This is a genomic window from Vibrio sp. D401a (genome assembly GCF_030248515.1).
Lineage (GTDB): Bacteria > Pseudomonadota > Gammaproteobacteria > Enterobacterales > Vibrionaceae > Vibrio > Vibrio rotiferianus.
This window is the reverse complement of the sequence record NZ_JAHGAI010000022.1, coordinates 171,182-197,192: the sequence shown is the minus strand read 5'-3', so window position 1 is coordinate 197,192 and position 26,011 is coordinate 171,182. Positions and strand designations below refer to the sequence as shown.

Annotated in this window: 23 protein-coding genes; 13 read left to right on the top strand and 10 right to left on the bottom strand. The window is 44.8% G+C overall.

Annotated features, from left to right (window positions below):
* Positions 1-2 precede the first annotated feature (2 nt).
* From KIV41_RS10965 to luxS, 4 genes are all read left to right on the top strand, one after another.
* On the top strand, positions 3-2,846 hold the full coding sequence (locus tag KIV41_RS10965) for a pitrilysin family protein (RefSeq protein ID WP_285336378.1): 2,844 nt from the start codon (positions 3-5) through the stop codon (positions 2,844-2,846).
* 163 nt (positions 2,847-3,009) lie between these two features.
* Complete coding sequence (gene gshA, locus KIV41_RS10960; RefSeq protein WP_088880386.1) at positions 3,010-4,578, top strand: glutamate--cysteine ligase; 1,569 nt, start codon at positions 3,010-3,012, stop codon at positions 4,576-4,578.
* Between the two features lie 19 nt (positions 4,579-4,597).
* The gene (locus KIV41_RS10955) at positions 4,598-5,203 is read left to right on the top strand and encodes a hypothetical protein (RefSeq protein ID WP_029561033.1); all 606 of its coding nucleotides are present in this window, start codon (positions 4,598-4,600) and stop codon (positions 5,201-5,203) included.
* A 77-nt stretch (positions 5,204-5,280) separates the two neighbouring features.
* On the top strand, positions 5,281-5,799 hold the full coding sequence (gene luxS, locus KIV41_RS10950; RefSeq protein ID WP_010450211.1) for an S-ribosylhomocysteine lyase: 519 nt from the start codon (positions 5,281-5,283) through the stop codon (positions 5,797-5,799).
* 82 nt (positions 5,800-5,881) lie between these two features.
* Here luxS and KIV41_RS10945 read toward each other — a convergent pair whose 3' ends face one another.
* The gene (locus KIV41_RS10945; protein WP_010450209.1) at positions 5,882-7,156 is read right to left on the bottom strand and encodes an HlyC/CorC family transporter; all 1,275 of its coding nucleotides are present in this window, start codon (positions 7,154-7,156) and stop codon (positions 5,882-5,884) included.
* Positions 7,157-7,311: 155 nt separating this feature from the next.
* Entirely contained in the window at positions 7,312-8,106 is a 795-nt protein-coding gene (locus KIV41_RS10940) for an inner membrane protein YpjD (protein WP_010450206.1), read from the bottom strand.
* Positions 8,107-8,320: 214 nt separating this feature from the next.
* Between KIV41_RS10940 and ffh the strand changes: the two genes are divergently transcribed.
* The 5 genes from ffh (at position 8,321) to rplS (ending at position 11,904) form a co-directional block, all read left to right on the top strand.
* Positions 8,321-9,703 carry a signal recognition particle protein gene (gene ffh / locus KIV41_RS10935; protein WP_005446242.1) on the top strand — a complete coding sequence of 461 codons (1,383 nt, stop codon included), beginning with the start codon at positions 8,321-8,323 and terminating at the stop codon, positions 9,701-9,703.
* Between the two features lie 210 nt (positions 9,704-9,913).
* Complete coding sequence (rpsP, locus tag KIV41_RS10930) at positions 9,914-10,162, top strand: 30S ribosomal protein S16 (RefSeq protein ID WP_005438039.1); 249 nt, start codon at positions 9,914-9,916, stop codon at positions 10,160-10,162.
* Between the two features lie 27 nt (positions 10,163-10,189).
* Positions 10,190-10,738 carry a ribosome maturation factor RimM gene (rimM, locus tag KIV41_RS10925; protein ID WP_005534055.1) on the top strand — a complete coding sequence of 183 codons (549 nt, stop codon included), beginning with the start codon at positions 10,190-10,192 and terminating at the stop codon, positions 10,736-10,738.
* Between the two features lie 27 nt (positions 10,739-10,765).
* Complete coding sequence (trmD, locus tag KIV41_RS10920; protein WP_005425529.1) at positions 10,766-11,509, top strand: tRNA (guanosine(37)-N1)-methyltransferase TrmD; 744 nt, start codon at positions 10,766-10,768, stop codon at positions 11,507-11,509.
* A 41-nt stretch (positions 11,510-11,550) separates the two neighbouring features.
* On the top strand, positions 11,551-11,904 hold the full coding sequence (gene rplS, locus KIV41_RS10915) for a 50S ribosomal protein L19 (protein WP_005379971.1): 354 nt from the start codon (positions 11,551-11,553) through the stop codon (positions 11,902-11,904).
* 370 nt (positions 11,905-12,274) lie between these two features.
* On the opposite strand, the gene yacG is transcribed toward rplS, so the two are convergent.
* The 8 genes from yacG to nadC all read right to left on the bottom strand — a co-directional run bounded on the left by yacG (position 12,275) and on the right by nadC (position 19,353).
* Positions 12,275-12,469, bottom strand: coding sequence for a DNA gyrase inhibitor YacG (yacG, locus tag KIV41_RS10910; protein WP_088880388.1), 195 nt, complete (start codon positions 12,467-12,469; stop codon positions 12,275-12,277).
* A gap of 62 nt (positions 12,470-12,531) precedes the next feature.
* Positions 12,532-13,272, bottom strand: a complete 741-nt coding sequence (gene zapD, locus KIV41_RS10905; RefSeq protein ID WP_045393845.1) for a cell division protein ZapD — start codon at positions 13,270-13,272, stop codon at positions 12,532-12,534.
* 28 nt (positions 13,273-13,300) lie between these two features.
* Positions 13,301-13,915, bottom strand: coding sequence for a dephospho-CoA kinase (coaE, locus tag KIV41_RS10900; protein WP_038885728.1), 615 nt, complete (start codon positions 13,913-13,915; stop codon positions 13,301-13,303).
* Positions 13,916-14,785, bottom strand: coding sequence for an A24 family peptidase (locus KIV41_RS10895; protein ID WP_045393848.1), 870 nt, complete (start codon positions 14,783-14,785; stop codon positions 13,916-13,918).
* Positions 14,786-14,855: 70 nt separating this feature from the next.
* Positions 14,856-16,079 carry a type II secretion system F family protein gene (locus tag KIV41_RS10890; RefSeq protein ID WP_045393852.1) on the bottom strand — a complete coding sequence of 408 codons (1,224 nt, stop codon included), beginning with the start codon at positions 16,077-16,079 and terminating at the stop codon, positions 14,856-14,858.
* Between the two features lie 15 nt (positions 16,080-16,094).
* Positions 16,095-17,780 (bottom strand): type IV-A pilus assembly ATPase PilB, encoded by a 1,686-nt coding sequence (gene pilB, locus KIV41_RS10885; protein WP_010450185.1) that lies wholly within the window; start codon positions 17,778-17,780, stop codon positions 16,095-16,097.
* Positions 17,780-18,238: a prepilin-type N-terminal cleavage/methylation domain-containing protein gene (locus KIV41_RS10880; RefSeq protein WP_045393855.1), complete on the bottom strand. Its 459-nt coding sequence runs from the start codon at positions 18,236-18,238 to the stop codon at positions 17,780-17,782. Before KIV41_RS10880 ends, pilB begins: the two co-directional genes overlap by 1 nt.
* Before the next feature lie 227 nt (positions 18,239-18,465).
* A complete protein-coding gene (nadC, locus tag KIV41_RS10875) occupies positions 18,466-19,353 on the bottom strand; it encodes a carboxylating nicotinate-nucleotide diphosphorylase (RefSeq protein WP_045393857.1) in 888 nt (295 codons plus the stop codon).
* Positions 19,354-19,445: 92 nt separating this feature from the next.
* On the opposite strand from nadC, the gene ampD reads away from it, so the two are divergent.
* The 4 genes from ampD (at position 19,446) to aceF (ending at position 25,820) form a co-directional block, all read left to right on the top strand.
* A complete protein-coding gene (gene ampD, locus KIV41_RS10870) occupies positions 19,446-19,997 on the top strand; it encodes a 1,6-anhydro-N-acetylmuramyl-L-alanine amidase AmpD (protein ID WP_045393860.1) in 552 nt (183 codons plus the stop codon).
* Positions 19,998-20,401: 404 nt separating this feature from the next.
* The gene (gene pdhR, locus KIV41_RS10865; protein ID WP_005446261.1) at positions 20,402-21,169 is read left to right on the top strand and encodes a pyruvate dehydrogenase complex transcriptional repressor PdhR; all 768 of its coding nucleotides are present in this window, start codon (positions 20,402-20,404) and stop codon (positions 21,167-21,169) included.
* A gap of 55 nt (positions 21,170-21,224) precedes the next feature.
* On the top strand, positions 21,225-23,888 hold the full coding sequence (gene aceE, locus KIV41_RS10860; protein WP_005446262.1) for a pyruvate dehydrogenase (acetyl-transferring), homodimeric type: 2,664 nt from the start codon (positions 21,225-21,227) through the stop codon (positions 23,886-23,888).
* Positions 23,889-23,918: 30 nt separating this feature from the next.
* On the top strand, positions 23,919-25,820 hold the full coding sequence (gene aceF / locus KIV41_RS10855; RefSeq protein ID WP_285336370.1) for a pyruvate dehydrogenase complex dihydrolipoyllysine-residue acetyltransferase: 1,902 nt from the start codon (positions 23,919-23,921) through the stop codon (positions 25,818-25,820).
* Positions 25,821-26,011: the final 191 nt, after the last annotated feature.

Below are 26,011 nucleotides of genomic sequence, written 5' to 3'. Positions count from 1 at the left end.
GCATGAGAATGTTTTGGGTAAGTGCGTGTTCACTGCTAGTGATCACGGGCTGTGCATCAAATGCCCCTGTTTCATCATTGCCTGATGGGGTGACGTTTGTTGAGTCATCGAAAGCGGAAGAAGGCAAAGTTAAAATACCATACCAGAAGTATCAACTTGATAATGGCCTGACGGTGATTCTGGCACCTGAAGATTCCGATCCATTGGTGCACGTAGATGTGACTTACCATGTTGGTTCGGCACGTGAAGAAATTGGTAAATCAGGTTTTGCACACTTCTTTGAGCACATGATGTTCCAAGGCTCTGAGAACGTGGGTGACCAACAGCACTTCAAGATCATCACAGAGGCGGGGGGCACACTTAATGGCACCACGAACCGTGATCGTACTAATTATTTCGAAACCGTTCCGGCTAACCAGCTAGAAAAAATGCTGTGGTTAGAGTCGGATCGTATGGGCTTTTTGTTGGATGCGGTATCACAGCAGAAATTTGAGATTCAGCGTTCTACAGTGAAAAACGAACGCGCCCAGAATTACGATAATCGTCCTTATGGCTTGATTTGGGAGCGCATGGCAGAAGCGCTGTACCCAGAAGGTCACCCTTATTCATGGCAAACTATCGGCTATGTTGAAGATCTCGATCGTGTTGATGTGAATGATCTGAAAGCGTTCTTCCTTCGTTGGTATGGTCCAAACAATGCAGTATTGACCATTGGTGGTGATATCGATGTAGAACAAACACTGGAATGGGTGAACAAATACTTCGGTTCGATCCCTAGAGGTCTAGAAGTTGAAAACGCACCGAAGCAGCCGGCTAAGCTAGTAGAAAGTAAGTACATTACCTTAGAAGATCGTATTCAACAGCCAATGGTCATGGTTGCATGGCCGACCACTTACAGCGGTGAAGCCAACCAAGCATCACTTGATACACTATCAAGCGTGATCGGTAGTGGCACTAACAGTGTGCTTTATCAAGACTTAGTTAAAACCCAGAAAGCAGTCGATGCAGGGTCATTCCATGACTGCGCAGAGCTGTCGTGTAATTTCTATGTCTACGCGATGGGAGATTCTGGTGATAAAGGCGACCTCACCAAGCTTTACGATGAGCTTATGGCGTCGCTGGATAAATTTGCCAAAGATGGGGTAACCAAAGACCGTCTTGAGCAACTTAAAGGAAAAACTGAAGCAGACGCGATTTTTGCTCTAGAGAGTGTCAAAGGCAAAGTAACGCAATTGGCGTCTAACCAAACTTTCTTTGGTAAACCGGATCTGATTGAACAGCAGCTGAAACAGTTACGTGCGGTGACGCCTGAGTCTGTGGAGAAGGCTTATAGCGACTTCATTCAAGGTAAGAATAAGGTAACGCTGAGCGTTGTGCCACGCGGTAAGACCGAGCTTGCGGTAAAACCAGCGACGTTCGTGACACCAAAGCGCACTTTGCCAGAATATGAAAAGATCACAGAAGACCAATTGGCTTACCGACGAGCAACGGATAACTTCGATCGTTCAGTTCAGCCACCAGTTGGTAACCCTGTAGAAGCGACAATGCCGAAGCTATACGACATTCACTTCAAGAACGGTTCTGAGTTGCTTGGTACCGTAAGCAGTGAAACGCCGACGGTCACTATGCAGTTTAGCTTGCCTGCAGGTACGCGCTTTGTTCAGGAAGGTAAAGAAGGCTTGGCTCAGCTAACTGCTGCAATGTTACAAGAAGGCACGACTCAGCATTCAGCCGAAGAAATTCAAGCGGAATTAGACAAGCTTGGCAGTGTAATTTCTGTTGGGGCAACGGGTTATACCACGAACATCCGTGTTTCTGCTCTAGAAAGAAACCTTGCACCGACGTTGAAGATTGTCGAGGAGATGTTGTTATCGCCGGCATTCAAGCAAGTAGACTTTGAACGTGTTAAAGCTCAAGCGCTGGAAGGGTTAGTGTACGAGCATCAGAAGCCAAGCTGGATGGCGTCGCAAGCGAGCCGTCAAGTGTTGTATGGAGACTCTGTTTTTGCTCGTCCAAAAGATGGGACTAAGGCAGGGCTTCAAGCGTTGACCCTAGATGATGTACGTGACTTCTATACGAAACACTACACGCCACAAAGTGCACAGATTGTAGCAGTTGGTGATATCAGCAAAGAAGATGTCGAGAAACAACTTGCTTTCTGGGCGAACTGGGAAGACGAAGCTGCTCCCTTGTATGCGCCACAAGCTATCGCGCCATTAGGTTCACAAAAAGTACATTTAGTGGATAAGCCAGGCGCACCGCAAAGTGTCATCATGATGGTTCGTCAAGGAATGCCTTATGATGCAACAGGTGATTTCTACTTGGGTCAGCTAGCAAACTTTAACTTGTCTGGAAACTTTAATAGCCGTATCAACCAAAACCTTCGTGAAGACAAAGGTTACACCTATGGCGCCTATGGTTATTTCTCCGGTAATGTAGAAACAGGCTCTGTTGTATTTACTGGTCAAGTGCGTGCGGATTCGACTGTTGCGTCTATCATCGAGATGGAGAATGAGTTGAACGAGTTCTCACAATCGGGCATGACTGACGATGAATTGAAATTTATGCGCCAAGCAGTCGGTCAAAAAGATGCACTGAAATACGAGACGCCAACACAGAAAGGCAAACTCATCAGTGATATTTTGAAATACAACCTAGATAAAGATTACTTACAGCAACGCAACGCTATTGTTGAGACTGTCGATAAACAGACGCTCAACGCTCTAGCTGAAAAATGGTTCGACCCGAATGACTATCAGATAGTCGTTGTCGGGGATGCGAAATCCCTTCGCCCTCAACTAGAAAAGTTAGGGAAAGACGTGGAAGAGCTTGAAATCATTCGATAGAGTACACATTTAATAGCGGAGAGGAGACTCTCCGCTATTCGTTTCTAACTAGATAAATGACTTTTTGATGGGTTATTTATCTAGATGGATTATATATCAATAACTTAGCTTTCACTTGCCACGCTTGGCGAGTGTCCTGCTCCCAATATAAGCGAACCTCATTTTGACTGATTTTGCTGCGCGACTAAAACAAGTTGCATCAAACCCAGAAGTATTTAAGCAGTTTGGACGCGGTGTTGAGCGAGAAACTTTGCGCTATCGTCAGGATGGCCACTTAGCTACAACACCTCACCCAGAGGGTTTGGGCTCAGCGTTCACAAACAAATGGATCACGACCGACTTTTCAGAATCTCTACTGGAATTTATTACTCCAGTATCGCATGACATTCCTGAACTGATGGGACAATTGAAAGACATCCATCACTTCACTCAAACCAAAATGGGTGAAGAGAAAATGTGGCCACTTTCAATGCCGTGCTACGTGGGCACCGAGGACGACATTCAGCTAGCGCAGTATGGCTCATCGAACTCAGCCAAAATGAAAACGCTCTACCGTGAAGGTCTAAAGCGTCGTTATGGTAGCTTGATGCAAATTATTTCTGGTGTGCATTTTAACTTCTCTTTCCCTGAATCATTCTGGGATGCTTTGTATGGCGAACAAGATGAAGAAGCACGCCAAGAGACAAAATCAGACGCGTACTTTGCGCTGATTCGTAACTACTACCGCTTTGGTTGGATGATCCCGTATTTCTTTGGTGCATCTCCAGCGCTGTGTGGCTCATTTATCCAAGGGCGTGAAACCGAACTGCCATTTGAGCAGATTGGCGGTACGCTTTATCTACCAAAAGCGACCTCTCTGCGTCTAAGTGATCTCGGTTACACCAACAGTGCGCAAAGTGTGCTTAAGATTGGCTTTAACACCATCGAACAGTATCTTGATGGTTTAGATGATGCGATTCGTCATCCATCGGAACAGTTTGCCGAGATTGGTGTAAAAGTCGATGGAGAATATCGTCAACTTAACTCGAACATCTTGCAAATTGAAAACGAACTGTACGCCCCAATTCGTCCAAAACGTGTAGCTAAAAATGGTGAGAAACCTTCGGAAGCTCTTAAACGTGGTGGCGTGGAATACATCGAAGTTCGTTCGCTAGATGTCAACCCATTCAGTGCGATTGGTGTAAGTGAAGAGCAAGTTCGCTTCCTCGATTTGTTCCTAACTTGGGCAGCACTTTCAGAGTCTGATCCAATGGACAACTGTGAGCTTGAATGCTGGCGTGATAACTGGAACAAGGTGATTGTGTCTGGTCGTGAGAAAGGCTTGATGCTGCAAATCGGTTGCCAAGGTGAGCGCTTATCTTTGCAGGATTGGGCACACCGTGTGTTCGCTGATCTTCGTCAGATTGCGGTTGAAATGGATACTGCGGCTGGTGGTAATGCGTACCAAGCGGTTTGTGACAAACTAGAATCTTGGATTGATGAACCAGAGCTGACTATTTCTGGCCAACTGCTTGAGCTGACCAAAGAGCATGGCGGTTTAGGTAAAGTGGGGTGTGCGCTAGGCATGAAATTCCGCGAAGAAAACCTAGCACACAGTTATGAGCAATATTCAGCTGACGCAATGGAAACGGAAGTTGCAACATCGGTAGAGAAACAAATACAAGCAGAGCAAAGCGATACTTTGTCGTTCGATGACTTCTTAGAAGATTACTTTGCTTACTTAAAACAATAACTAGCAGTAAGGGCAGGGATTGAACATTAAGCCGTTAGTGGTGTCTGTATTCGGGAGCGTGATGTTAGCCGGTTGTGCGACTGCGCCCCCTAAGCAACAAGACAATCTATGTGAAATATTCCGAGAAAAATCCGGTTGGTATGAAGATGCCAAAGATATGGAAGAAGAGTGGGGCACGCCTATCAACGTAGCGATGGCGATCATTAAGCAAGAAAGTAGCTTTCGCCATGATGCTCGTCCACCTAAAGACTATGTTCTCGGTTTTATTCCATGGGGGCGTGTTAGCAGCGCATACGGCTATGCTCAAGCTCAAGACCCTGCTTGGGAAGATTTTCAAAAAGCGACGGGACAAGGTGGTTCACGCACCAACTTTGATGATTCAATGATGTTTGTCGGTTGGTATACTCACGAAACTCGTCGCCAATTAGGCGTTTCGCTGTGGGATCCGTACAACCAGTACCTTGCATATCATGAAGGACGCGGTGGCTATAAACGCGGAACTTACAAGAGCAAACCAAGTTTGGTCAAGGTCGCTAGGCGAGTCGAACAAACTGCGAAGACTTATGGCTGGCAGCTGAAGCAATGTCGTCAGGAATTAGAAGACAACAGCAGCTGGTTCTTTTAACCCCAACGATGGGGAAAATGAACATTAATTAAGACCAATACTTGTAAGTATTGGAGGTTACAATCAGGAGAGATGTAATGCCTTTATTAGACAGTTTTACCGTAGACCACACACGTATGCATGCACCAGCAGTTCGTGTGGCGAAAACGATGCAAACGCCAAAAGGAGATACCATCACGGTCTTCGATCTGCGCTTCACCGCACCAAACAAAGACATCCTTTCTGAAAAGGGGATTCACACTCTAGAGCACTTGTACGCAGGCTTTATGCGTAATCACCTAAATGGTGAGAGCGTTGAGATCATTGATATTTCACCAATGGGTTGCCGTACCGGTTTCTACATGAGCTTGATTGGTACGCCTTCAGAGCAGCAAGTGGCGGACGCTTGGATTGCCGCGATGGAGGATGTATTGAAAGTGGAAAGTCAAAACAAGATCCCAGAGCTGAATGAGTACCAATGTGGTACAGCAGCGATGCACTCTCTGGATGAAGCGAAGCAAATCGCAAAGAACATTCTAGAAGCGGGCGTGGCGGTAAATAAGAATGATGAATTGGCATTGCCAGAGTCAATGCTGAAAGAGCTACGTATCGACTAACTTAGCGTTGAGTTTAGATAATTAAAAAAGAGCCTGACAATATCAGGCTCTTTTTTTGATTGGAATATTTGAAGTGGTGCTGTTAACTGCTCTTTTTCAGCTTTGGATATACTTTCACTAGCTTGATGCGGTTTTCTTCAATCTCGACAATTTCCATTGGATGCCCTGCAACTTGCACACTTAAATGGCTCTCCGGAATATCTTCTAAATGCTCCAGAATCAGGCCGTTCAAGGTACGTGGTCCATCGGTTGGCAGTTTCCACTTTAAGCCTTTATTAATATCACGGACATTCGCGCTGCCTTCAATCAAGAAGCTACCATCTCCTTGTGGCGTAATCTCTTCTGACAAGCTTGGTGTAATAGAAGTGGTAAATTCACCAATAATCTCTTCTAGGATATCTTCTAATGTGACTAAGCCGTTGATATCACCATACTCATCGACAATCAAACCGATGCGTTGCTTGTTGCGTTGGAACTTCAACATTTGAACGTTGAGTGGTGTACCTTCAGGGATGTAGTACACCTCATCGGCAGCACGCAACAATGTCTCTTTGTTGAATTCGTTTTTTTCTAACATCAAACGGTATGATTCACGTAGACGCAGCATACCAACGACTTCATCAATCTGATCGCGATACAACACAATGCGACCATGTGGAGAGTGAGTCAGCTGACGGACGATAGACTTCCAATCGTCATTGATGTCGATACCTGTGATCTCATTACGTGGCACCATGATGTCGTTCACGGTGACGTGCTCCAGATCCAGTATCGAAACCAGCATGTCTTGGTGACGACGAGGAATAAGGCCACCCGCTTCATTTACCACGGTACGTAGCTCTTCCGAACTTAAGTGGTCTTCGGTGTTGTGATCGGCTTTTACGCCAATCAAGCGGATAAAACCATTGGTAATGAAGTTCACCAACATCACCAGTGGCGACAGTATCTTCATCAGGATTGTAAGGAGGATACTACTCGCGTAAGAAACGCGCTCAGGATAAAGCGATGCGATGGTTTTCGGTGTGACTTCGGCGAACACCAGAACAACCATGGTGAGTGCACCTGTTGCTATCGCGACACCTAAATCGCCGTACAAACGCATACCAAGAATGGTTGCGATGGCAGAGGCTAGGATATTCACGAGGTTGTTGCCGATAAGGATGAGACCAATCAGACGATCTGGGCGGTCTAGTAGTTTTTCGACTCGCTTCGCCCCTTTATGCCCATTATTGGCTAAGTGCTTTAAGCGGTAGCGGTTCAAAGACATCATCCCTGTTTCTGAACCGGAGAAGTAACCTGATATGACGATAAGACACGCGAGTAGCGCAAATAAGATACCCGTAGATATGTCGTCCAAAACGCTGCTGTTCCTTGTATGTGTTTGGTTAATTTATGACCGAGCTTGGTCATTAAGTCAATGTAATAAGGGGTACTCTATTTTATTTGCCCATCAATATAAAGGATAAGGAGCCCAAGGCTCCTTATTAATTGCAATTTTATAGATGGAGAACATCAACTTAAAATGATCTCTTTCACGAAGCGACTGCCGAAGTAGGCCAAGGTTAACAATGTCGCACCCGCCACGGCAAACCACGTGACCTTCTTACCGCGCCAGCCTTTCTGGTAGTGTCCCCAAAGTAGAATCGAGTACACCACCCAAGCGATGAATGAAAGAATGCCTTTATGGGCTTTACCCTGAGCAAACATGTCTTGTACGAAAACAAAACCAGTTAATAAGGTTCCAGTAAGCAGTAAGTTACCAATTAAGATAATTTTGAATAGCTGGCGCTCAACCATCATTAAAGGTGGCAAATTCGGGTTGATTGCTAACGACTTCTTCGCTTTTAGCTTGTGGTCGAGCCACGCCAATTGCAGTGCGTAAAGCGCACCAATGGTTAAAGTGGCATAGGAGAACAACGCAAAAGAAATATGGATAAGTAGCTTAGGGTCGTTTTCTAAATGCTTAATAAAGGTGCTTGGTAAGAAAGTAGCAGCACTTAAATTGATGGCAGCAAAGCTATAAACCACAGGAAGAAGAAACCACAAGCGATTCTTTAGCATCGCTACGCTCATCACCAGTGAGATAATAAAGCTGATTAGAGAGGCGACATTAAGAATACTGAGGTTTTGACCTGAACCGTCAAAAATGAGGTCACTCAGAATCCAAGCGTGGAAAAAGAGCGCACATGCCGCACTGACAAGTACTGTTTTCGCTTTGATTCCGGACTGCTGAGAGAGTCCAGGTATGATGGTCGCAATTGCCAAAACGTAAAGAATGGCGGCTGCGATGGCAATTAAGCTATCCATGAATCCTAAAGGTGATTGTGCACAATGGTTAAAATTATACCTTGCATTACTCTTTGGGGCTACGGTAGATCTTTCATCAATCATGAGAGATGAGATATTGAAATTAACAAGTTAACTCACGATATAGGAATAGAGAGGCGCAACGGGTATGACTGTGACGTTGGCTAAGGTATACTCACTCTAATTAATCGCCATTTTTAGCGAAGAGACAAAGATGTTTGAGAATTTAACGGATCGATTATCCAAAACGCTGAAGAATATCAGTGGCAAAGGTCGTCTGACCGAAGACAACATTAAAGAAACCCTACGTGAAGTACGCATGGCACTGTTGGAAGCGGACGTTGCGCTTCCTGTTGTACGTGAATTTGTAAACCGCGTTAAAGAAAAAGCGGTAGGCGTAGAAGTTTCTAAATCCCTAACTCCGGGTCAAGAGTTCATCAAGATCGTTCAAGCTGAACTTGAAGCGGTGATGGGTGAATCTAATGAAGCACTTAACTTAGCTGCGCAGCCGCCAGCGGTACTTTTGATGGCGGGTCTACAAGGTGCGGGTAAAACCACATCGGTAGGTAAGCTATCTAAGCTTCTAAAAGAGCGTGACAAGAAGAAAGTTTTAGTTGTGTCTGCCGACGTTTACCGTCCAGCGGCGATCAAACAGCTAGAAACACTTGCATCAGACATCGGTGTCGATTTCTTCCCATCTTCACCAGATCAAAAGCCACTTGATATTGCTAACGCAGCAATTGACCACGCGAAGAAGAAATTCTACGACGTATTGATTGTCGATACCGCAGGTCGTTTGGCTATCGATGAAGAAATGATGGGTGAGATTAAAGATCTTCACTCTGCGATTAACCCAGTTGAGACGCTGTTCGTTGTTGATGCAATGACAGGTCAAGATGCGGCGAACACAGCAAAAGCATTCGGTGATGCGCTACCGCTAACTGGTGTAATTCTGACTAAAGTGGATGGTGATGCACGTGGTGGTGCGGCGCTATCGGTTCGTCATATCACAGGTAAGCCAATCAAATTCCTAGGTGTGGGTGAAAAGACCGACGCACTAGAACCTTTCCACCCTGATCGTGTTGCATCGCGTATTCTAGGCATGGGTGACGTGCTGTCACTGATTGAAGACCTACAACGCAATGTTGACCAAGACAAAGCAGAGAAGCTAGCGAAGAAGTTCAAAGAGAAGAAAGGCTTCGACCTTGAAGACTTCCGTGAACAGCTAGGTCAAATGCAGAACATGGGCGGCATGATGGGCATGCTAGACAAGCTGCCAGGTATGTCTCAACTACCATCCGATGTGAAAGACAAAGTTGATGACAAGATGTTCAAGCAAATGGAAGCGATCATCAGCTCAATGACGATGAAAGAGCGTCAACGCCCTGAAATCATCAAAGGTTCGCGCAAGAAGCGTATCGCTGCGGGTTCTGGTGTTCAGGTTCAAGATGTTAACCGTCTACTGAAACAGTTCACCCAGATGCAGAAGATGATGAAGAAGATGCAAAAGGGCGGCATGAAAGGCATGATGCGTAACATGCAAGGCATGATGGGCGGTATGGGTGGAGGCGGTGGCTTCAATCCATTCGGTCGTTAAACGATTGCCTAGACTTTAGTTTCAGGGTGTTAGCTACATCACAAACTTGAATTTCAATTTATGTTGGTGAAAAAGTAACTAAATCCCTTGCATTGCTCCGGGAGAAGAGTAAAATTCCGGAGCTTTATTTTGGCACGAGACCCCAGATTGTTCAGTTTTATGGATGATTTTTGGGGTTAATTTTATTTTTGAGAAAGCAAAGAGGACGACATGGTAACCATTCGTTTGGCACGTCACGGCGCTAAGAAGCGTCCATTTTATCAAATCGTAGTAGCGGACAGCCGCAACGCTGCAACTGGCCGTTTCATCGAGAAAGTTGGTTTCTTTAACCCAACTGCAAAAGGTCAAGAAGAAGGTCTACGTCTAGACCTAGACCGCGTTAACCACTGGGTTGGCCAAGGCGCGTCTCTATCTGACCGCGTTGCTAAGCTAGTTAAAGACGCTCAAAAAGCGGCTTAATTTTACTTTAGAAGTAGAAACTAGTTTATGTCGATGAAAGGTAAAGAAACAATGAGCAACGAAAAGATTGTTGTAGGCAAGTTTGGTGCTACTTACGGCATTCGTGGTTGGCTTAAGGTTTTTTCCTACACAGACAATGCTGAAAGCATTTTCGATTACAGCCCTTGGTTTATTAATCAAAAGGGTACGTGGGTTGAGTACAAAGTAGAAAGCTGGAAGCGCCATAACAAAGGTATGGTGGCTAAGCTGGAAGGTCTGGATATTCGCGAAGACGCGCATTTACTGACCAACTTTGAAATTGCTATTGACCCTGCGGTACTGCCTGAATTGTCAGAAGATGAGTTCTACTGGCGTGAATTGTTTGGGATGCAAGTAGTAACCACTAAAGGTTACGATCTAGGTGTCGTATCTGACATTCTAGAAACTGGCTCAAACGATGTTCTGGTTGTTAAAGCAAATCTAAAAGATGCTTTCGGGCAGAAGGAACGATTAATTCCGTTCCTTGAAGAGCAAGTGATCATCAAAGTTGATCGCGAAGCTCAACGGATCGAAGTTGACTGGGATCCTGGATTCTAATCTCCAAAATTACAGAGCGAGATAAACATGTGGGTTGGCGTTATTAGCCTTTTTCCTGAAATGTTCCGTTCTGTTACTGATTTTGGGGTAACAGGTCAAGCGGTTAAAAAAGGTCTTTTGTCGATTGAGACTTGGAATCCTCGCGATTTCACTCACGACAAACATCGCACTGTCGATGACCGACCTTACGGTGGTGGTCCTGGTATGTTAATGATGGTTCAGCCTTTGCGCGATGCCATTCATACCGCGAAAGCAGCCTCACCGGGTAAGACGAAAGTCATTTACCTTTCTCCTCAAGGTCGCAAGCTCGACCAGAAAGGAGTCGAAGAACTGGCAACGAATGAGAATTTACTTCTGATTTGTGGTCGTTACGAAGGGGTAGATGAGCGCATCATTCAATCTGAAGTCGACGAAGAATGGTCGATTGGTGATTTTGTGATGACGGGTGGTGAGATACCAGCCATGACGTTGATCGATTCTGTCTCTCGGTTTGTTCCGGGGGTGCTAGGGGATTTCGCGTCAGCAGAAGAAGATTCTTTTGCAAATGGCTTGTTAGATTGCCCTCACTATACGCGTCCAGAAGTATTGGATGACAAAGAGGTACCAGCGGTACTGATGTCAGGCAATCACAAGGACATTCGTCAATGGCGACTAAAACAGTCGCTGGGCCGAACTTGGCTTAGAAGACCAGAGCTCCTGGAAAACCTAGCTCTGACTGACGAACAGGAACAATTACTTGCTGAGTTCATTAGTGAACACAATGCAAAGTAACCTAATTTATTTAGTATCAGTTTATTCTAGGAATTTAAAAAATGAGTAACATCATCAAGGCTCTTGAAGAAGAGCAAATGAAATCAGACCTACCTAAATTTGCACCAGGTGACACTGTTGTAGTTCAGGTTAAAGTTAAAGAAGGTGACCGTGAGCGTCTACAGGCTTTCGAAGGCGTTGTAATCGCAATCCGTAACCGTGGTCTTCACTCTGCTTTCACTGTACGTAAGATCTCTAACGGTGAAGGTGTTGAGCGTACGTTCCAAACACACTCTCCAATCGTTGATAGCATCGAAGTTAAACGCCGTGGTGCAGTACGTCGTGCCAAGTTGTACTACCTACGTGAGCGTTCTGGTAAGTCTGCTCGTATCAAAGAGAAACTTGCTAAGAAGTAATGCTATAACTAGCGTTCTCATCGTAAACGGAGCCCAAATGGGCTCCGTTTTTTTATGCGCGAAAAAGGGCGTAGTGCTTCGAGAGTCAGGAATACTTGCTCTGATATAGTGGAGCGCTTCGGTTAGTGAGCGGCATTTTTCCTCCGAGAGAGAGTAAAAAAGGGATCCCCAACTCGCTCGTCCCTCGCTCTTGAGGATGCCGAATAAAAACAAATGAACCCAAACTGTGTCATTCCCGAAAGCGACGAAGGAGCGTTGTCGAGAATCTCTTTTTCGATATGCTAAAAAACAAAAAGGGTCGATGCTCTCACATCAACCCCTCTCTATTATTCTCGAAGCGTAGCGCTCTCGTATCTAGCCTCTCAATTTTTTAGTACTGGTCTTCAGACCAACCATCGCTGTCCGACATATCTGGTGCGCCAGGAATGGTATTTTCTTCGTCAGCCCATTCACCAAAATCAATCATTTGGCACTGTTTGCTACAGAAAGGGCGGTGAGGACTTTTCTCTCCCCACTCTACGTCGGCACCACATTGTGGGCATGGAACGACTGTAATTTTAGACATCGTCATTCGTCCTATTTATTCGGTGTTCAAAGGTGTTATGGCAATAGTAGTGTGAGTTGCGCTTAGCTACAAACGGCGAGTTCAAACTCAACGTCTTGAGTACAAGCTTGACCACTTTCAAATGATATAAATTTAATCGCGAAGCGGTTCTTGTGTCCTGAAATCATCGGATAGACACCGTATTCCATAGGAATATGCAGACGTAGAATATTCGCATCTTCAGCGTCACTTTGGAAAAAGCCTGCACGAGCTATCTGTGCTTTGAAGTGGCCAGTTTCACGAGTGAGCTTCAACCATAGAGATAGAGCATCAGATAAAGGCTTTAAACTTGATTGCCATTGATTCGCATCATGCTTTTTTCGTTCTATTGGGAGGTGTAACCAATAATGCAGAGCTGGAAGATCAAAGCAGCATGAGCCACCAGGTAAATTAAACCTCTGGCGGATTGAGCTTAAAAAACGATCTTCTTTTAAGGATTGACCAAAACGTTCAGCACGCATGAGATGTTCATGAATAGTGTCTATCTCTTTTAGAAGAGCACTAAGCGCCTCTTGATCGACGCCATCTACATTTAACCAATTTCGATAAGCGAGACGTTGTTTCTCAAGATCTTTTGCCAGCTCACTTTTCAATTGAATTTGCTCAAAGATCTCGAGCATATCGAATATCGAACGAAAGAAAAGTTGATATTGATGGTTGTCGGTAAAACCAGAGGCTAAGTGAGCCTGACGCAGCAAAGACTCAACTCTTAAATAGATGCGAGTTTTCTCATTTAAAGGATGTTCAAATTTGTGCGTGGTCATCAACTTAAGCCCTATCGAATTTCATTTCCTATTTTCGCAGATTTTTCTTACACATGGCTAGGTACTTTTCGTGCAAATCTGTGATTTGAAGCAAAAGTTCAGGGTCATTTGGGTTATTCTTAACCACATCATCAGCTAGAGCGAGTCGTTGCTCTCGAGATGCTTGCGAAGCCAAGATCGCTTTTGCTTGCTCTTCGCTAACGTTATCTCGTTTCACTGTTCTGGATATTTGAGTTTGAGGTTCTACATCAACAACAAGGACGCGATCACATAAGCTATCCAACTTATTCTCTACTAGTAAAGGAACAACCAAAAGCGCATAGTCCGATGTAACTTGCTCTAGGTCTTCGATCATCTTTTCACTGATCATTGGATGTAATAAGCCATTGAGCCAAGCTTTTTCCTCGGGATGAGAGAAAATTCTTTCTCTTAGCTTTGCTCTATCAAGAGTTTGATCATCGTGAACAATATCAGTACCAAAGTGCTCGATAATGGCGTTGAGGCCAGGAGTATTTGGTTCCACAACTTCACGAGCTACGATATCGGCGTCGACAATGTCAATCTTGAATTGTTGCTTGAATAGGTTTGCCACGGTGGTTTTGCCACTTGCAATACCGCCCGTTAGGCCAATAACAAAAGCCATCTACACTCCTAGAATTGACGTAAAGTACCAGTTAAGGATTTGATTGCCCCAAATTAGGCTTACCCAACCCGCGATTGCAAGGTAAGGACCAAAAGGAAAGGCTTTTTCGATGCCTTGCTTCTGCAAACGCAATTGAATAAGACCAAAGATGACGCCTACCACTGATGAAAGCAAAATGATCATCGGCAAAGATTGCCAACCTAGCCAAGCTCCTAATGCTGCAAGTAGTTTAAAATCACCGTAGCCCATACCTTCTTTGCCAGTTAGCAGTTTGAATGCCCAGTAGACACTCCAGAGGCAGAGGTAACCCGCCATAGCTCCAATAACGGCGTCTTGCAGGCTAACAGGGCTTATACCCACGAGAGCAAGGGCAATACCTGCCCACATTAATGGCAGCGTGAGTTGATCCGGCAACAACATAGTATCTAGGTCGATGAATGTGGCGGCTATCAGTACAAAGGTAAAGAAAATAAGGGCCGTAGTGAAGTAGCTAAAACCGAAATGAAAGGCGATAAAACCCGAACAAAACGCAGTAAGCAGTTCGACAAGAGGGTAGCGAGCACTAATAGAAGACTGGCAGTTGTGGCATTTACCTCTGAGTAATAGCCAACTAATCACAGGGATGTTGTCTCTGATGCGAATGTGTGTACCACATTGCTGACAAGATGAACGCGGCACACTGAGCGTTAACGTCTCTTTTGGTGGCTCGATCTTGTATTCAGGAAATGACTCAGCGCACTCGCGTCGCCATTCTAGATCCATGATTTTGGGTAGTCGATAAATAACAACGTTGAGGAAGCTGCCTACGATCAAACCAAAAATCGTGGCAAATACAACGAATAGCCATGGGTAGTACTGGAATACTTCCATATCTTTCTCTTGCGCGATGAATCAAATAGCAAAGTGCTGTTTTGATGGGATTAATTGCTAAAGGATCATTCTATCCCAATACGCTCATCAAGTTAAAGATTGGTAAGTACATTGCAGCAACCATACTGCCGACAACCACCCCTAAAAATAAGATGATTAAAGGCTCTAAGATTTTGCTTAAGTTATCTACGGTGTTGTCGACTTCGAACTCATAAATATTGGCTATTTTATTGAGCATATCGTCAAGCCTTCCGGATTCTTCGCCAATCATAACCATTTGCAATACTAACTCTGGAAATACATTGCAGTTTCTCATCGCAATGTACATTGGCATCCCTGCAGCAGTATCACGATAGACCTCTTCAATTGCGAGTTGATAGTGTAGGTTGCCAGAGGTTTTTGAGGTGGTTTTTAAACTCGTGAGTATCGGAATGCCGGAACTAAAACTAGTGGCTAGTGTTCTACTAAATTTAGCTATTGCCGCTTTCGAAAAAACTGGTCCTAGGACTGGGATTTTCAAGCTCGTTCGCGCTAAAAATAGATGGAAAGAAGGAGAACGATTGCTGATTAGCTTGCATGAAATAATAACGCCCACAATTCCTAAAACCATAATCCCTCCCCAATTTTGAACCCAATCTGATAGGGCTAGGATCTGTTGGGTAAACCAAGGTAAATTGGCGCCAAAGCCAGCAAACATTTTTTGGAACTCAGGTATTACTTTGGTAAGCATGACAAAAGATACAATTAGCGCTACTAAGATCACCATGGCGGGATAAATCAGAGCCTTGATAACTTTAGCTCGAAGCTGCTCGCTTTTTTCCCGGTAGGTAGCGAGGCGTTCAAAAACTTTATCTAAATTACCGGATTGTTCTCCAGTGGCAATGAGATCTGTATACAGCGGGTCGAAGTGCTGGCTTGAAGTTCTCATTGCTTTTGACATGGGGGTTCCTGCCTCTACTGCTTTACTAATGTTCAACAGTATGGATTTCATTTCCGCTTTGCGGTGATTTTCTGACACCAACTTGAGCGCTTGGACAATAGGAACACCGGTTGTCAGCATAGTTGTAATCTGGCGAGTGAAAATCGTGATGTCTCTGGCTTTAACTCTGTTACTTAATTTTGATAAGACAGAAGCATTGCTTCTTTTCAGTTTTTTAACTTTGATGTGTTGAGCATCGAGTCTTTCGCGAACCTCGACCTCATTCAGAGCGAGTATATGGCCTGATGTTTGTTTTCCTGAGCTATTGATGCCTTTCCAGCGGAAGTTCTTAAGTTGGGGTGTTGATACTTTCATGTTGATAGAACCTGACTATAAGTAAAGTACGCGTTGAAGCTCGCTAAAACTGGTGATCCCTTGTTTTAGTTTTTCTAACCCTGAAGCCTTTAGTGTTTTCATTCCTCGCTCTACAGCTAATCGTTCAAGCTCCAGAGATGTATACCCTTTGATGATCGCCTCTGACATTGCATCATCGAATGGCATTACTTCATAAATCCCTGTGCGCCCACTGTAACCATTTGTACAATCACTACACCCTACAGGGTTGGCGTCAAAAACATGGTCTTTGTCAGATATACCCAGTGAGGATAACGCAGGAGTCATTGACGCTGGCTGCTTGCAGTTTTGGCATAAACGTCTCGCGAGACGTTGAGCAATAATAAGGCTTAGAGAGGAAGCTAGGTTAAAGCTTGCAATGCCCATATTATTTAAGCGAACAACCGTTTCGGCAGCGGAATTTGTATGCAGTGTCGATAGAACGAGGTGGCCAGTTTGGGAGGCTTTTATTGCTATTTCGGCAGTTTCTAAATCTCGTATTTCACCAACCATGACAATATCAGGGTCTTGCCTTAAAAATGAACGCAGTGCTTCTGCAAATGTAAAACCAATTTTTGGTTGAACTTGAACTTGATTGATGCCAGATAAGTTAATTTCAACAGGATCTTCCGCTGTAGAAATATTAACTTCTGGTTGGTTTAGAATGTTTAACCCGGTATACAGTGACACCGTTTTTCCACTACCGGTAGGGCCGGTCATAAGAATCATACCTTGAGGGCGTTTTAAGGCATTCAAATATAAAGCTTTCTGCTCTGTACTGTATCCGAGCTTATCAATATCTAAAGATGCGGAGCTGCTATCCAATAGGCGTAATACTATTTTTTCGCCAAATAACGTAGGGAGCGTGGATACGCGCATATCAATGGCGACATCACTATTTAACTTGAGCTTAATTCGGCCATCTTGTGGTAACCGTCGTTCTGCAATATCAAGTTTAGAGAGAATTTTTACGCGTGCAGAGAGTCTACGGCTAAGATGGCTAGGGGGCTGTTGAGTTTCAACTAAGATGCCATCACAACGTAGCCGAACACGAAAGATGTTTTCATATGGCTCAAAATGAATGTCGGAAGCTCCTTTCCGGACTGCGTCGAGCAAAATTTGGTTGATGTAACGGCTGACTGGGGATTGATCCTCACTTAAATCTTCGATGTTTTCTATTTCGTCTTCACCAATATCTACAAGGTTAGCCAGTTCGTCTTGATTGATATCTTTTAAGTTTGAGTGAGAGTTTTCAATTGACCTGCCATATAAGCGACGTATAGAAGCTTGAAGCTCTTTGAAGTCTGCAAGGACTAGCTCCACTTGCAATCCTGTAGCGAACCTAAAATCATCTTCCGCATGCCACATTGTGGGGTCGGGAATTGCTAGCGTAAGAGCATTGGAGTCTTTTTTTAGAGGGAGAGCATTATATTTTGTAATGAGCTCTCTTAACCCCAACTCTTTACAAAGTGGTTCAAAGTCAAACTCGCATAATGAGCAATAGTTTAAGCCAAACAAAGAGCTCAAATGAACCGCTAGTTCATCTGAGGTAAAATACATGTTATGGATCAAAGCCTCCGGTACCGAAATACCAGAGGCTTTTACTAGCTCAATGACGGCATCTTCTTGCTGAGTATCAATTAAACCAGCCTGACGAAGAACAGAGCAGAGGTTGGTGAGCATTAGTTACCTGAACAGTCGATGCTACGGCCTGCTGTTGTACAGCCTGTTCCAGTAATGCCCCATTGAACTACGCCATTACCAATATTAGGCGTGAAGGTTAAAGCTAGGTTAGTACCACCGCCATCAACACCTGTTGTTGTCATAGTAATGACACCATTTGCAACCGTTACAGCATCAACGTAAGAAATCGTACCACCGTCATCACCAGCAGCAATTGTAGCTGGGATATCATTCGCGCCAGCGTTACAACCTACTAGCTGACCCAAGTCTTGTGCACACATTGCTACCGCAGTTTTAAATCCAGTAATACCAGCAGCTGCGCCAGCCACGCGTGTGCGCTGTGTGTAGTCTGAGTATGCCGGGATGGCAAAGGCAGAAAGCACGCCGATGATTGCTACTACGATCATTAATTCAATCAGCGTAAAGCCTTTTTGCTTATTGCGTTTGTTTGTTTTCATTTATGTTTCCTTTAATTCCAGATGCATCTTGCACGGGGCGGAAGCATAAAATAGATTAAGCCTAAGAAAACTAAGCAAATAAAAGGTTTCGAGTCAGGTAGGTATCTTTAACATGCTGTTGCATATGCGTTTCATGCTTTTGCGATGAATTTTGAGCTTCGAAATAAAAAGAGGAGCCTAAGCTCCTCTCCATATTAGTCATTTTTTAGTGACGAATTTTACGTTCGTTATTTGAAGCGCATCGAAAGATCCATCGCTTTTAGGTGCTTAGTTAAAGCGCCCACCGAGATGTAATCTACGCCTGTTTCTGCGTATTCAGCGATGGTTTCTAGAGTCACATTGCCAGAGTTTTCTAACGCAGCGCGTCCTGCATTGATAGCGACGGCTTCACGCATCATATCTGTAGTGAAGTTATCGAGCATGATGATATCTGCACCTGCTTCAATCGCTTCTTTTAGCTCGTCCAAGCTTTCCGTTTCCACTTCAACTGGTTTACCTGGGTTCAGCGATTTTGCTGTGGTAATCGCTTGAGTGATCCCGCCACATGCAATGATGTGGTTTTCTTTAATAAGGTAGGCATCGAATACACCGATACGGTGGTTGAAACCACCGCCACAGGCTACTGCGTATTTTAGCGCACTACGTAAGCCCGGAATGGTTTTACGAGTATCTAATAGACGGCACTCAGTGTGAGCAATTTTCTCTGCGTACTCAGCGGTAATAGTCGCGCAACCTGAAAGGGTTTGAATAAAGTTCATTGCGTTGCGCTCGCCAGTGAGCAAATCACGAGCAGGACCAGTCAGTGTGCAAAGTGTTTGGTTTGGTTCAACCTTGTCGCCATCTTTTACATGCCATTCGATCGCGACTTTGCCACCCAGTTGTTTAAATACTTCATCTGCCCATGCTTGACCACAAAATACACCGTGTTCACGAGTAATGATGGTTGCTGCGTTAATAGCGTCTGCTGGGATAAGCGATGCGGTGATGTCTTTGTCTGCATCCAATGTGCCACCTAGGTCTTCTTTTAGGGTGTCGGCTACGGCACGAGTGATTTCTAATGGAAGCTGCTGCTTAAGGTATTCTAGGCGTTCTTGGCTGTTGTGTGTGTTCTTCATCGCAAATCTTGTCTTGAAAGGGAGATGGCAACGAATGATACTCTCCGGTGTCAATAATTTCAGCAGTTAATTTGCAAAGTAGAGAGGTTGATATGTGCCTAAAAATCGAGAATGGTTGGTTGACGCAAGCAAAGCATGTTCCATCGCCATTCTTTGATGCTCGTTCAGATAAAGATGATATCTCTCTGCTGGTGGTTCACAACATCAGTTTGCCGCCAGGGCAGTTTGGTGATTCATATATAGAGGACTTTTTTACTGGCAATCTCGATCCTAAAGCACATCCATTTTTTGAAGTAATTCACAAAATGGGTGTTTCGGCACATTGCTTAATAAAGCGTAATGGCGAAATTGTTCAGTTTGTTTCGTTTTTAGATAGAGCTTGGCATGCCGGGCAATCTAGCTTTGCTGGTCGTGAACGTTGCAATGACTATTCGATTGGTATTGAGTTAGAAGGCACTGAGTTTGTGGCTTATACAGAAGAGCAATATCAATCACTTACGGATTTGGCTCATGCGGTCATGCATTCTTACCCCAAAATCACCTTACCCCGAATCACGGGGCATCAGTATATCGCTCCCTTGAGAAAAGCCGATCCTGGTCTAAGCTTTGACTGGGTCAAGTTCAGGCAACAAATACAACGCTAACTTGTAGCGAAAGTGTAAATTCAAAAAACAGAAATAAATAAGGCATACACTCAAGTATGCCTTTTTTTGATACGAGAAATATGAATGCTTGTTAAAAGTTAACTACATTTTGAACGCTCAAAACAGCGGTTGGTGAAAAAATGTACGGATAATTTTGTCATTTTTTGTTTTTGTTGATCAAAATTACTAGCACGCAGAGCTCCCATCTGTTTTGTTTATGTAATTGGTAAGACCAATTTTATTGCTGTTTTAATAGTCGATTGTTATCAGAGTGTTGGTTGTAAGTCCATTCTATGATTTAGGTCAATTTTTGGCTGGACAGTGGCGTTTTAATTATGTTAATTTCTGCACCATCTTAAAATTGGTATTACCAATTACCTGCAAGAGTAGAAGAACAATAAATTATGGCTTATCAAAGGATTCGTCAGCCAAAGCTCTCTGATGTTATTGAACAAGAGCTAGAAAGGTTGATTGTGGAAGGAACATTGTCTCCGGGGCAGCAGTTGCCACCAGAGCGCGAACTCGCTAAGCAGTTCGATGTGTCTCGTCCATCTGTCCGTGAAGCCATTCAACGCTTAGAAGCAAAGCGTTTGCTTACTCGTCGTCAAGGCGGTGGCACATTCGTTAGTGAAAACATCTGGAAAAGCTTTTCAGATCCGTTGTTGAACTTGTTGTCGACTCACTCAGAAACGCAGTTAGACCTACTTGAATCGCGCCATGCGATGGAGGGGATTTCAGCGTACTTTGCAGCTTTGCGTGGTACCGATGAAGATTTTGCACGCATTCAAGCTTGTTTGAATCAAATTAGCGAAGAGCAAAAAGGCGATAACGTTGAGGCAGAAGCCGCTGCAGTGATGCAGTTTCTGATTGCTTTGACTGAAGCGGCACACAATGTCGTCCTGCTTCATATTGTTCGCAGCCTTGCGCCTTTGCTTGAGCAAAATGTTCTACAGAATCTAAAGCTCTTACATCGCCGCGATGAAGTGGTCGATAAAGTAAGTAAACACAGAGCTAATATCGTGGATGCGATTGTTTCTGGTCAGCCTGAAAAGGCACGTGAAATGTCTCACTCACATTTAGCTTATATTGAAGAAACATTGTTGGATTTGACTCGAGAAGAGTCTCGACGAGAGCGTTCTCTGCGTCGAATTCAGCAAGGTAACGATTCTTAATACAAGAACCGCTTACTTAAATAAGTAGATCCAACCAACAGAAGGATAGATCGCCATGTCTGACATGAAGCATGACGTAGATGCACTGGAAACTCAAGATTGGCTACAAGCCCTTGAATCAGTTGTTCGTGAAGAAGGTGTAGAACGTGCACAGTTTCTATTAGAAACCGTTCTAGAAAAAGCACGTCTAGACGGCGTTGATATGCCAACTGGCATCAACACAAACTACATCAACACTATTCCAGCAGCACAAGAACCAGCTTACCCTGGTGACGTAACTCTTGAGCGTCGTATTCGTTCGATTATTCGCTGGAACGCAATCATGATCGTATTGCGTGCTTCTAAGAAAGACCTAGACCTAGGTGGTCACATGGCTTCTTACCAGTCAGCAGCGGCGTTCTACGAAGTTTGTTTCAACCACTTCTTCCGCGCTCCAAACGAGACGGACGGTGGCGATCTAGTTTACTACCAAGGTCACATCTCTCCGGGCATCTACGCTCGTGCATTCGTTGAAGGTCGTCTAACTGAAGAGCAGCTAGACAACTTCCGTCAAGAAGTAGACGGTAAAGGTATCCCATCATACCCGCACCCTAAATTGATGCCTGAGTTCTGGCAGTTCCCAACAGTATCTATGGGTCTTGGCCCAATTTCTGCGATCTACCAAGCGCGTTTCCTTAAGTACCTAGACGGTCGTGGTCTGAAAGACACGTCTGCACAGCGTGTATACGCGTTCCTAGGTGACGGTGAAATGGATGAGCCAGAATCACGTGGTTCACTTTCTTTCGCTGCGCGTGAGAAACTAGACAACCTAACATTCCTAATCAACTGTAACCTACAGCGTCTAGACGGTCCTGTAATGGGTAACGGTAGCATCATCCAAGAGCTAGAAGGTCTATTCAAAGGCGCTGGCTGGAACGTTGTTAAAGTTATCTGGGGTAGCAACTGGGATGCTCTACTTGCTAAAGATACAACAGGCAAGCTTCTACAGTTGATGAACGAAACTGTAGATGGTGACTACCAAACATTTAAATCTAAAGACGGTGCTTACGTACGTGAACACTTCTTTGGTAAGTACCCAGAGACTGCAGCACTAGTTGCAGACATGACTGATGACGAAATCTTCGCACTTAAGCGCGGTGGTCACGAGTCTTCTAAACTGTACGCAGCTTACAAAAACGCAGCAGAAACTAAAGGTCGTCCAACAGTAATCCTAGCGAAGACTGTTAAAGGTTACGGCATGGGTGAAGCGGCTGAAGGTAAGAACATCGCGCACCAAGTTAAGAAGATGGATATGACTCACGTACTACACCTACGTGATCGTCTAGGTCTTCAAGACATCCTAACTGACGAAGCAGTGAAAGAACTTCCATACCTGAAACTTGAAGAAGGTACAGCGGAGTACGAATACCTACACGCTCGTCGTAAAGAACTAAAAGGTTACACGCCACAGCGTCTACCTAAGTTCACTCAAGAATTCAAAACACCTGAGCTAGAAGAGTTCGCTCCGCTACTAAGTGAGCAGAAGCGTGATATCTCTACAACAATGGCTTACGTTCGTACTCTTAATATCCTGCTTAAGAACAAGAACATTGGTAAGAACATCGTTCCTATCATCTGTGACGAAGCTCGTACGTTCGGTATGGAAGGTTTATTCCGTCAGATCGGTATTTACAACCCGCACGGTCAGAACTACACACCTCAAGATCGCGACATCGTTTCTTACTACAAAGAAGCAACTTCAGGTCAGGTTCTACAAGAAGGTATCAACGAACTAGGTTCAATGGCTTCATGGGTTGCAGCAGCAACGTCATACAGCACGAACGATCTACCAATGATCCCGTTCTACATCTACTACTCAATGTTTGGTTTCCAACGTGTAGGTGATATGGCGTGGATGGCTGGTGACCAACAAGCTCGTGGTTTCCTACTAGGTGCTACTGCAGGTCGTACAACGCTAAACGGTGAAGGTCTACAGCACGAAGATGGTCACTCGCACATCATGGCGAATACAGTTCCTAACTGTATCTCTTACGACCCAACATTCGCTTACGAAGTTGCAGTAATCATGCAAGACGGTATCCGTCGCATGTACGGTGAGAACCAAGAGAACGTGTTCTACTACCTAACGGTAATGAACGAAAACTACGCAATGCCAGCAATGCCAGAAGGCGCTGAAGAAGGTATCCGTAAGGGTATCTACAAGCTTGAGTCTTACGCAGGTGACAAGTCTAAAGTTCAGCTAATGGGCTCTGGTACTATCATGAACGAAGTACGTAAAGCAGCGACTATCCTAAGCGAAGAGTACGGCATCGCATCTGACGTGTTCTCTGTTACATCGTTCAACGAGCTAACTCGTGACGGTCAAGACGCAGAGCGTTACAACATGCTTCACCCAGAAGCAGAAGCAAAAGTACCTTACATTGCACAAGTAATGGGTACTGAGCCAGCAATCGCAGCGACTGACTACATGAAGAACTACTCTGAGCAAGTTCGTGCGTTCATGCCTTCTGAGTCTTACAAAGTACTTGGTACTGATGGTTACGGTCGTTCTGACAGCCGTGAGAACCTACGTCGTCACTTCGAAGTTAACGCGGGCTACGTAGTTGTTGCAGCTCTTACTGAACTAGCGAAACGTGGTGATGTTGAGAAGTCAGTCGTCGTTGAAGCGATTGCTAAGTTCAACATCGACACTGAAAAAACAAACCCACTTTACGCTTAATACAGCGCTTAACTAGAAGGTAAATAAGCAATGGCAATCGAAATTAATGTACCTGACATCGGTGCGGATGAGGTTGAAGTTACTGAGATTCTTGTAAGCGTTGGCGACAAGGTTGAAGAAGAGCAGTCTCTTATCACTGTTGAAGGCGACAAAGCTTCTATGGAAGTTCCAGCGTCTCAAGCAGGTATCGTTAAAGAAATCAAAGTAGCGGAAGGTGATTCTGTTACGACTGGTTCTCTAATCATGATTTTCGAAGCCGAGGGTGCAGCAGCTGCTGCACCTGCTCCTGCAGCAGAAGCGGCTTCAGCAGCGGCTCCAGCTCCAGCAGCAGCGGCAGAACTAAAAGAAGTTCACGTTCCAGATATCGGTGGCGACGAAGTAGAAGTTACGGAAATCATGGTTGCAGTTGGCGACAGCATCGAAGAAGAGCAATCTCTTCTAACGGTTGAAGGCGACAAAGCATCAATGGAAGTTCCAGCACCATTCGCTGGTACTCTAAAAGAGATCAAAGTTGCTGCTGGTGATAAAGTAACAACTGGTTCTCTAATCATGGTATTCGAAACTGCCGGTTCAGGCGCAGCAGCGGCTCCAGTAGCCGAGGCGTCGGACCGAGTAGAAGCTCCAGCAGCTCCAGCGGCAGCAGCTGACAAAGAAGTGAATGTTCCAGATATCGGCGGTGACGAAGTTGAAGTTACTGAGATCATGGTTAAAGTTGGCGACACAGTAGAAGAAGAGCAATCTCTAATCACTGTTGAAGGTGACAAAGCTTCAATGGAAGTTCCAGCTCCATTCGCTGGTACGGTAAAAGAAATCAAGATTGCAGCTGGCGATAAAGTAACGACTGGCTCTCTAATCATGGTATTCGAAGTAGCTGGCGCAGCTCCAGCTCCTGTTGCAGCACCTGCACAAGCAGCAGCTCCAGCACCTGCAGCGGCTCCTGCTCCAGCAGCAAAAGTTGAAGCGGCACCTGCAGCGAACGATTTCCAAGAGAACAACGACTACGCACACGCGTCTCCAGTTGTCCGTCGTCTTGCTCGCGAATTCGGTGTTAACCTATCTAAGGTTAAAGGTACTGGTCGTAAGAGCCGTATCCTAAAAGAAGACGTTCAAGCTTACGTTAAAGATGCGCTTAAGCGTCTTGAGTCTGGCGCTGGTGCGGCAGCATCTGGTAAGGGCGACGGCGCAGCGCTTGGTCTACTACCTTGGCCAAAAGTTGACTTCAGCAAATTCGGTGAGACGGAAGTTCAGAAGCTTTCTAAGATCAAGAAGATTTCTGGTGCAAACCTACACCGTAACTGGGTAATGATCCCTCACGTTACACAGTGGGACAACGCTGACATCACTGAGCTAGAAGCGTTCCGTAAAGAGCAGAATGCAATCGAAGCGAAGAAAGACACTGGCATGAAGATCACTCCTCTTGTGTTCATCATGAAAGCAGTAGCGAAAGCACTAGAAGCGTTCCCAGCGTTTAACTCTTCACTTTCTGAAGATGGCGAAAGCATCATTCTTAAGAAGTACGTGAACGTAGGTATCGCAGTAGATACGCCAAACGGTCTTGTTGTTCCTGTATTTAAAGACGTGAACAAGAAAGGCATTTACGAGCTATCTGAAGAGCTAATGGCAGTTTCTAAGAAAGCACGTGCTGGTAAGCTAACGGCAGCTGACATGCAAGGCGGTTGTTTCACAATCTCTAGCCTTGGCGGTATCGGCGGTACAGCGTTTACGCCAATCGTAAATGCGCCAGAAGTAGGTATCCTAGGTGTATCTAAATCTGAAATGAAGCCAGTGTGGAACGGCAAAGAGTTCGAACCACGTCTACAGCTTCCACTGTCTCTATCATACGACCACCGTGTGATTGATGGTGCAGAAGGTGCACGCTTCATTACTTTCCTAAACGGTGCACTATCAGACATTCGTCGCCTAGTACTGTAATATAGAAAGTAATAGTTAAGGTGGCTTTCGGGTCACCTTACTTCTTTATATAAAAGACTATTTTTAGACGACAATTTCTCACATCGTTCAGAATCTGAAAGATGAATTGTTGTCTAGCTCACAGGCTAACTTAAAGCTGCTTTCACACTGTTAACATCTCTGTAAAATATTGATCGTTTGAAAGCCTAATA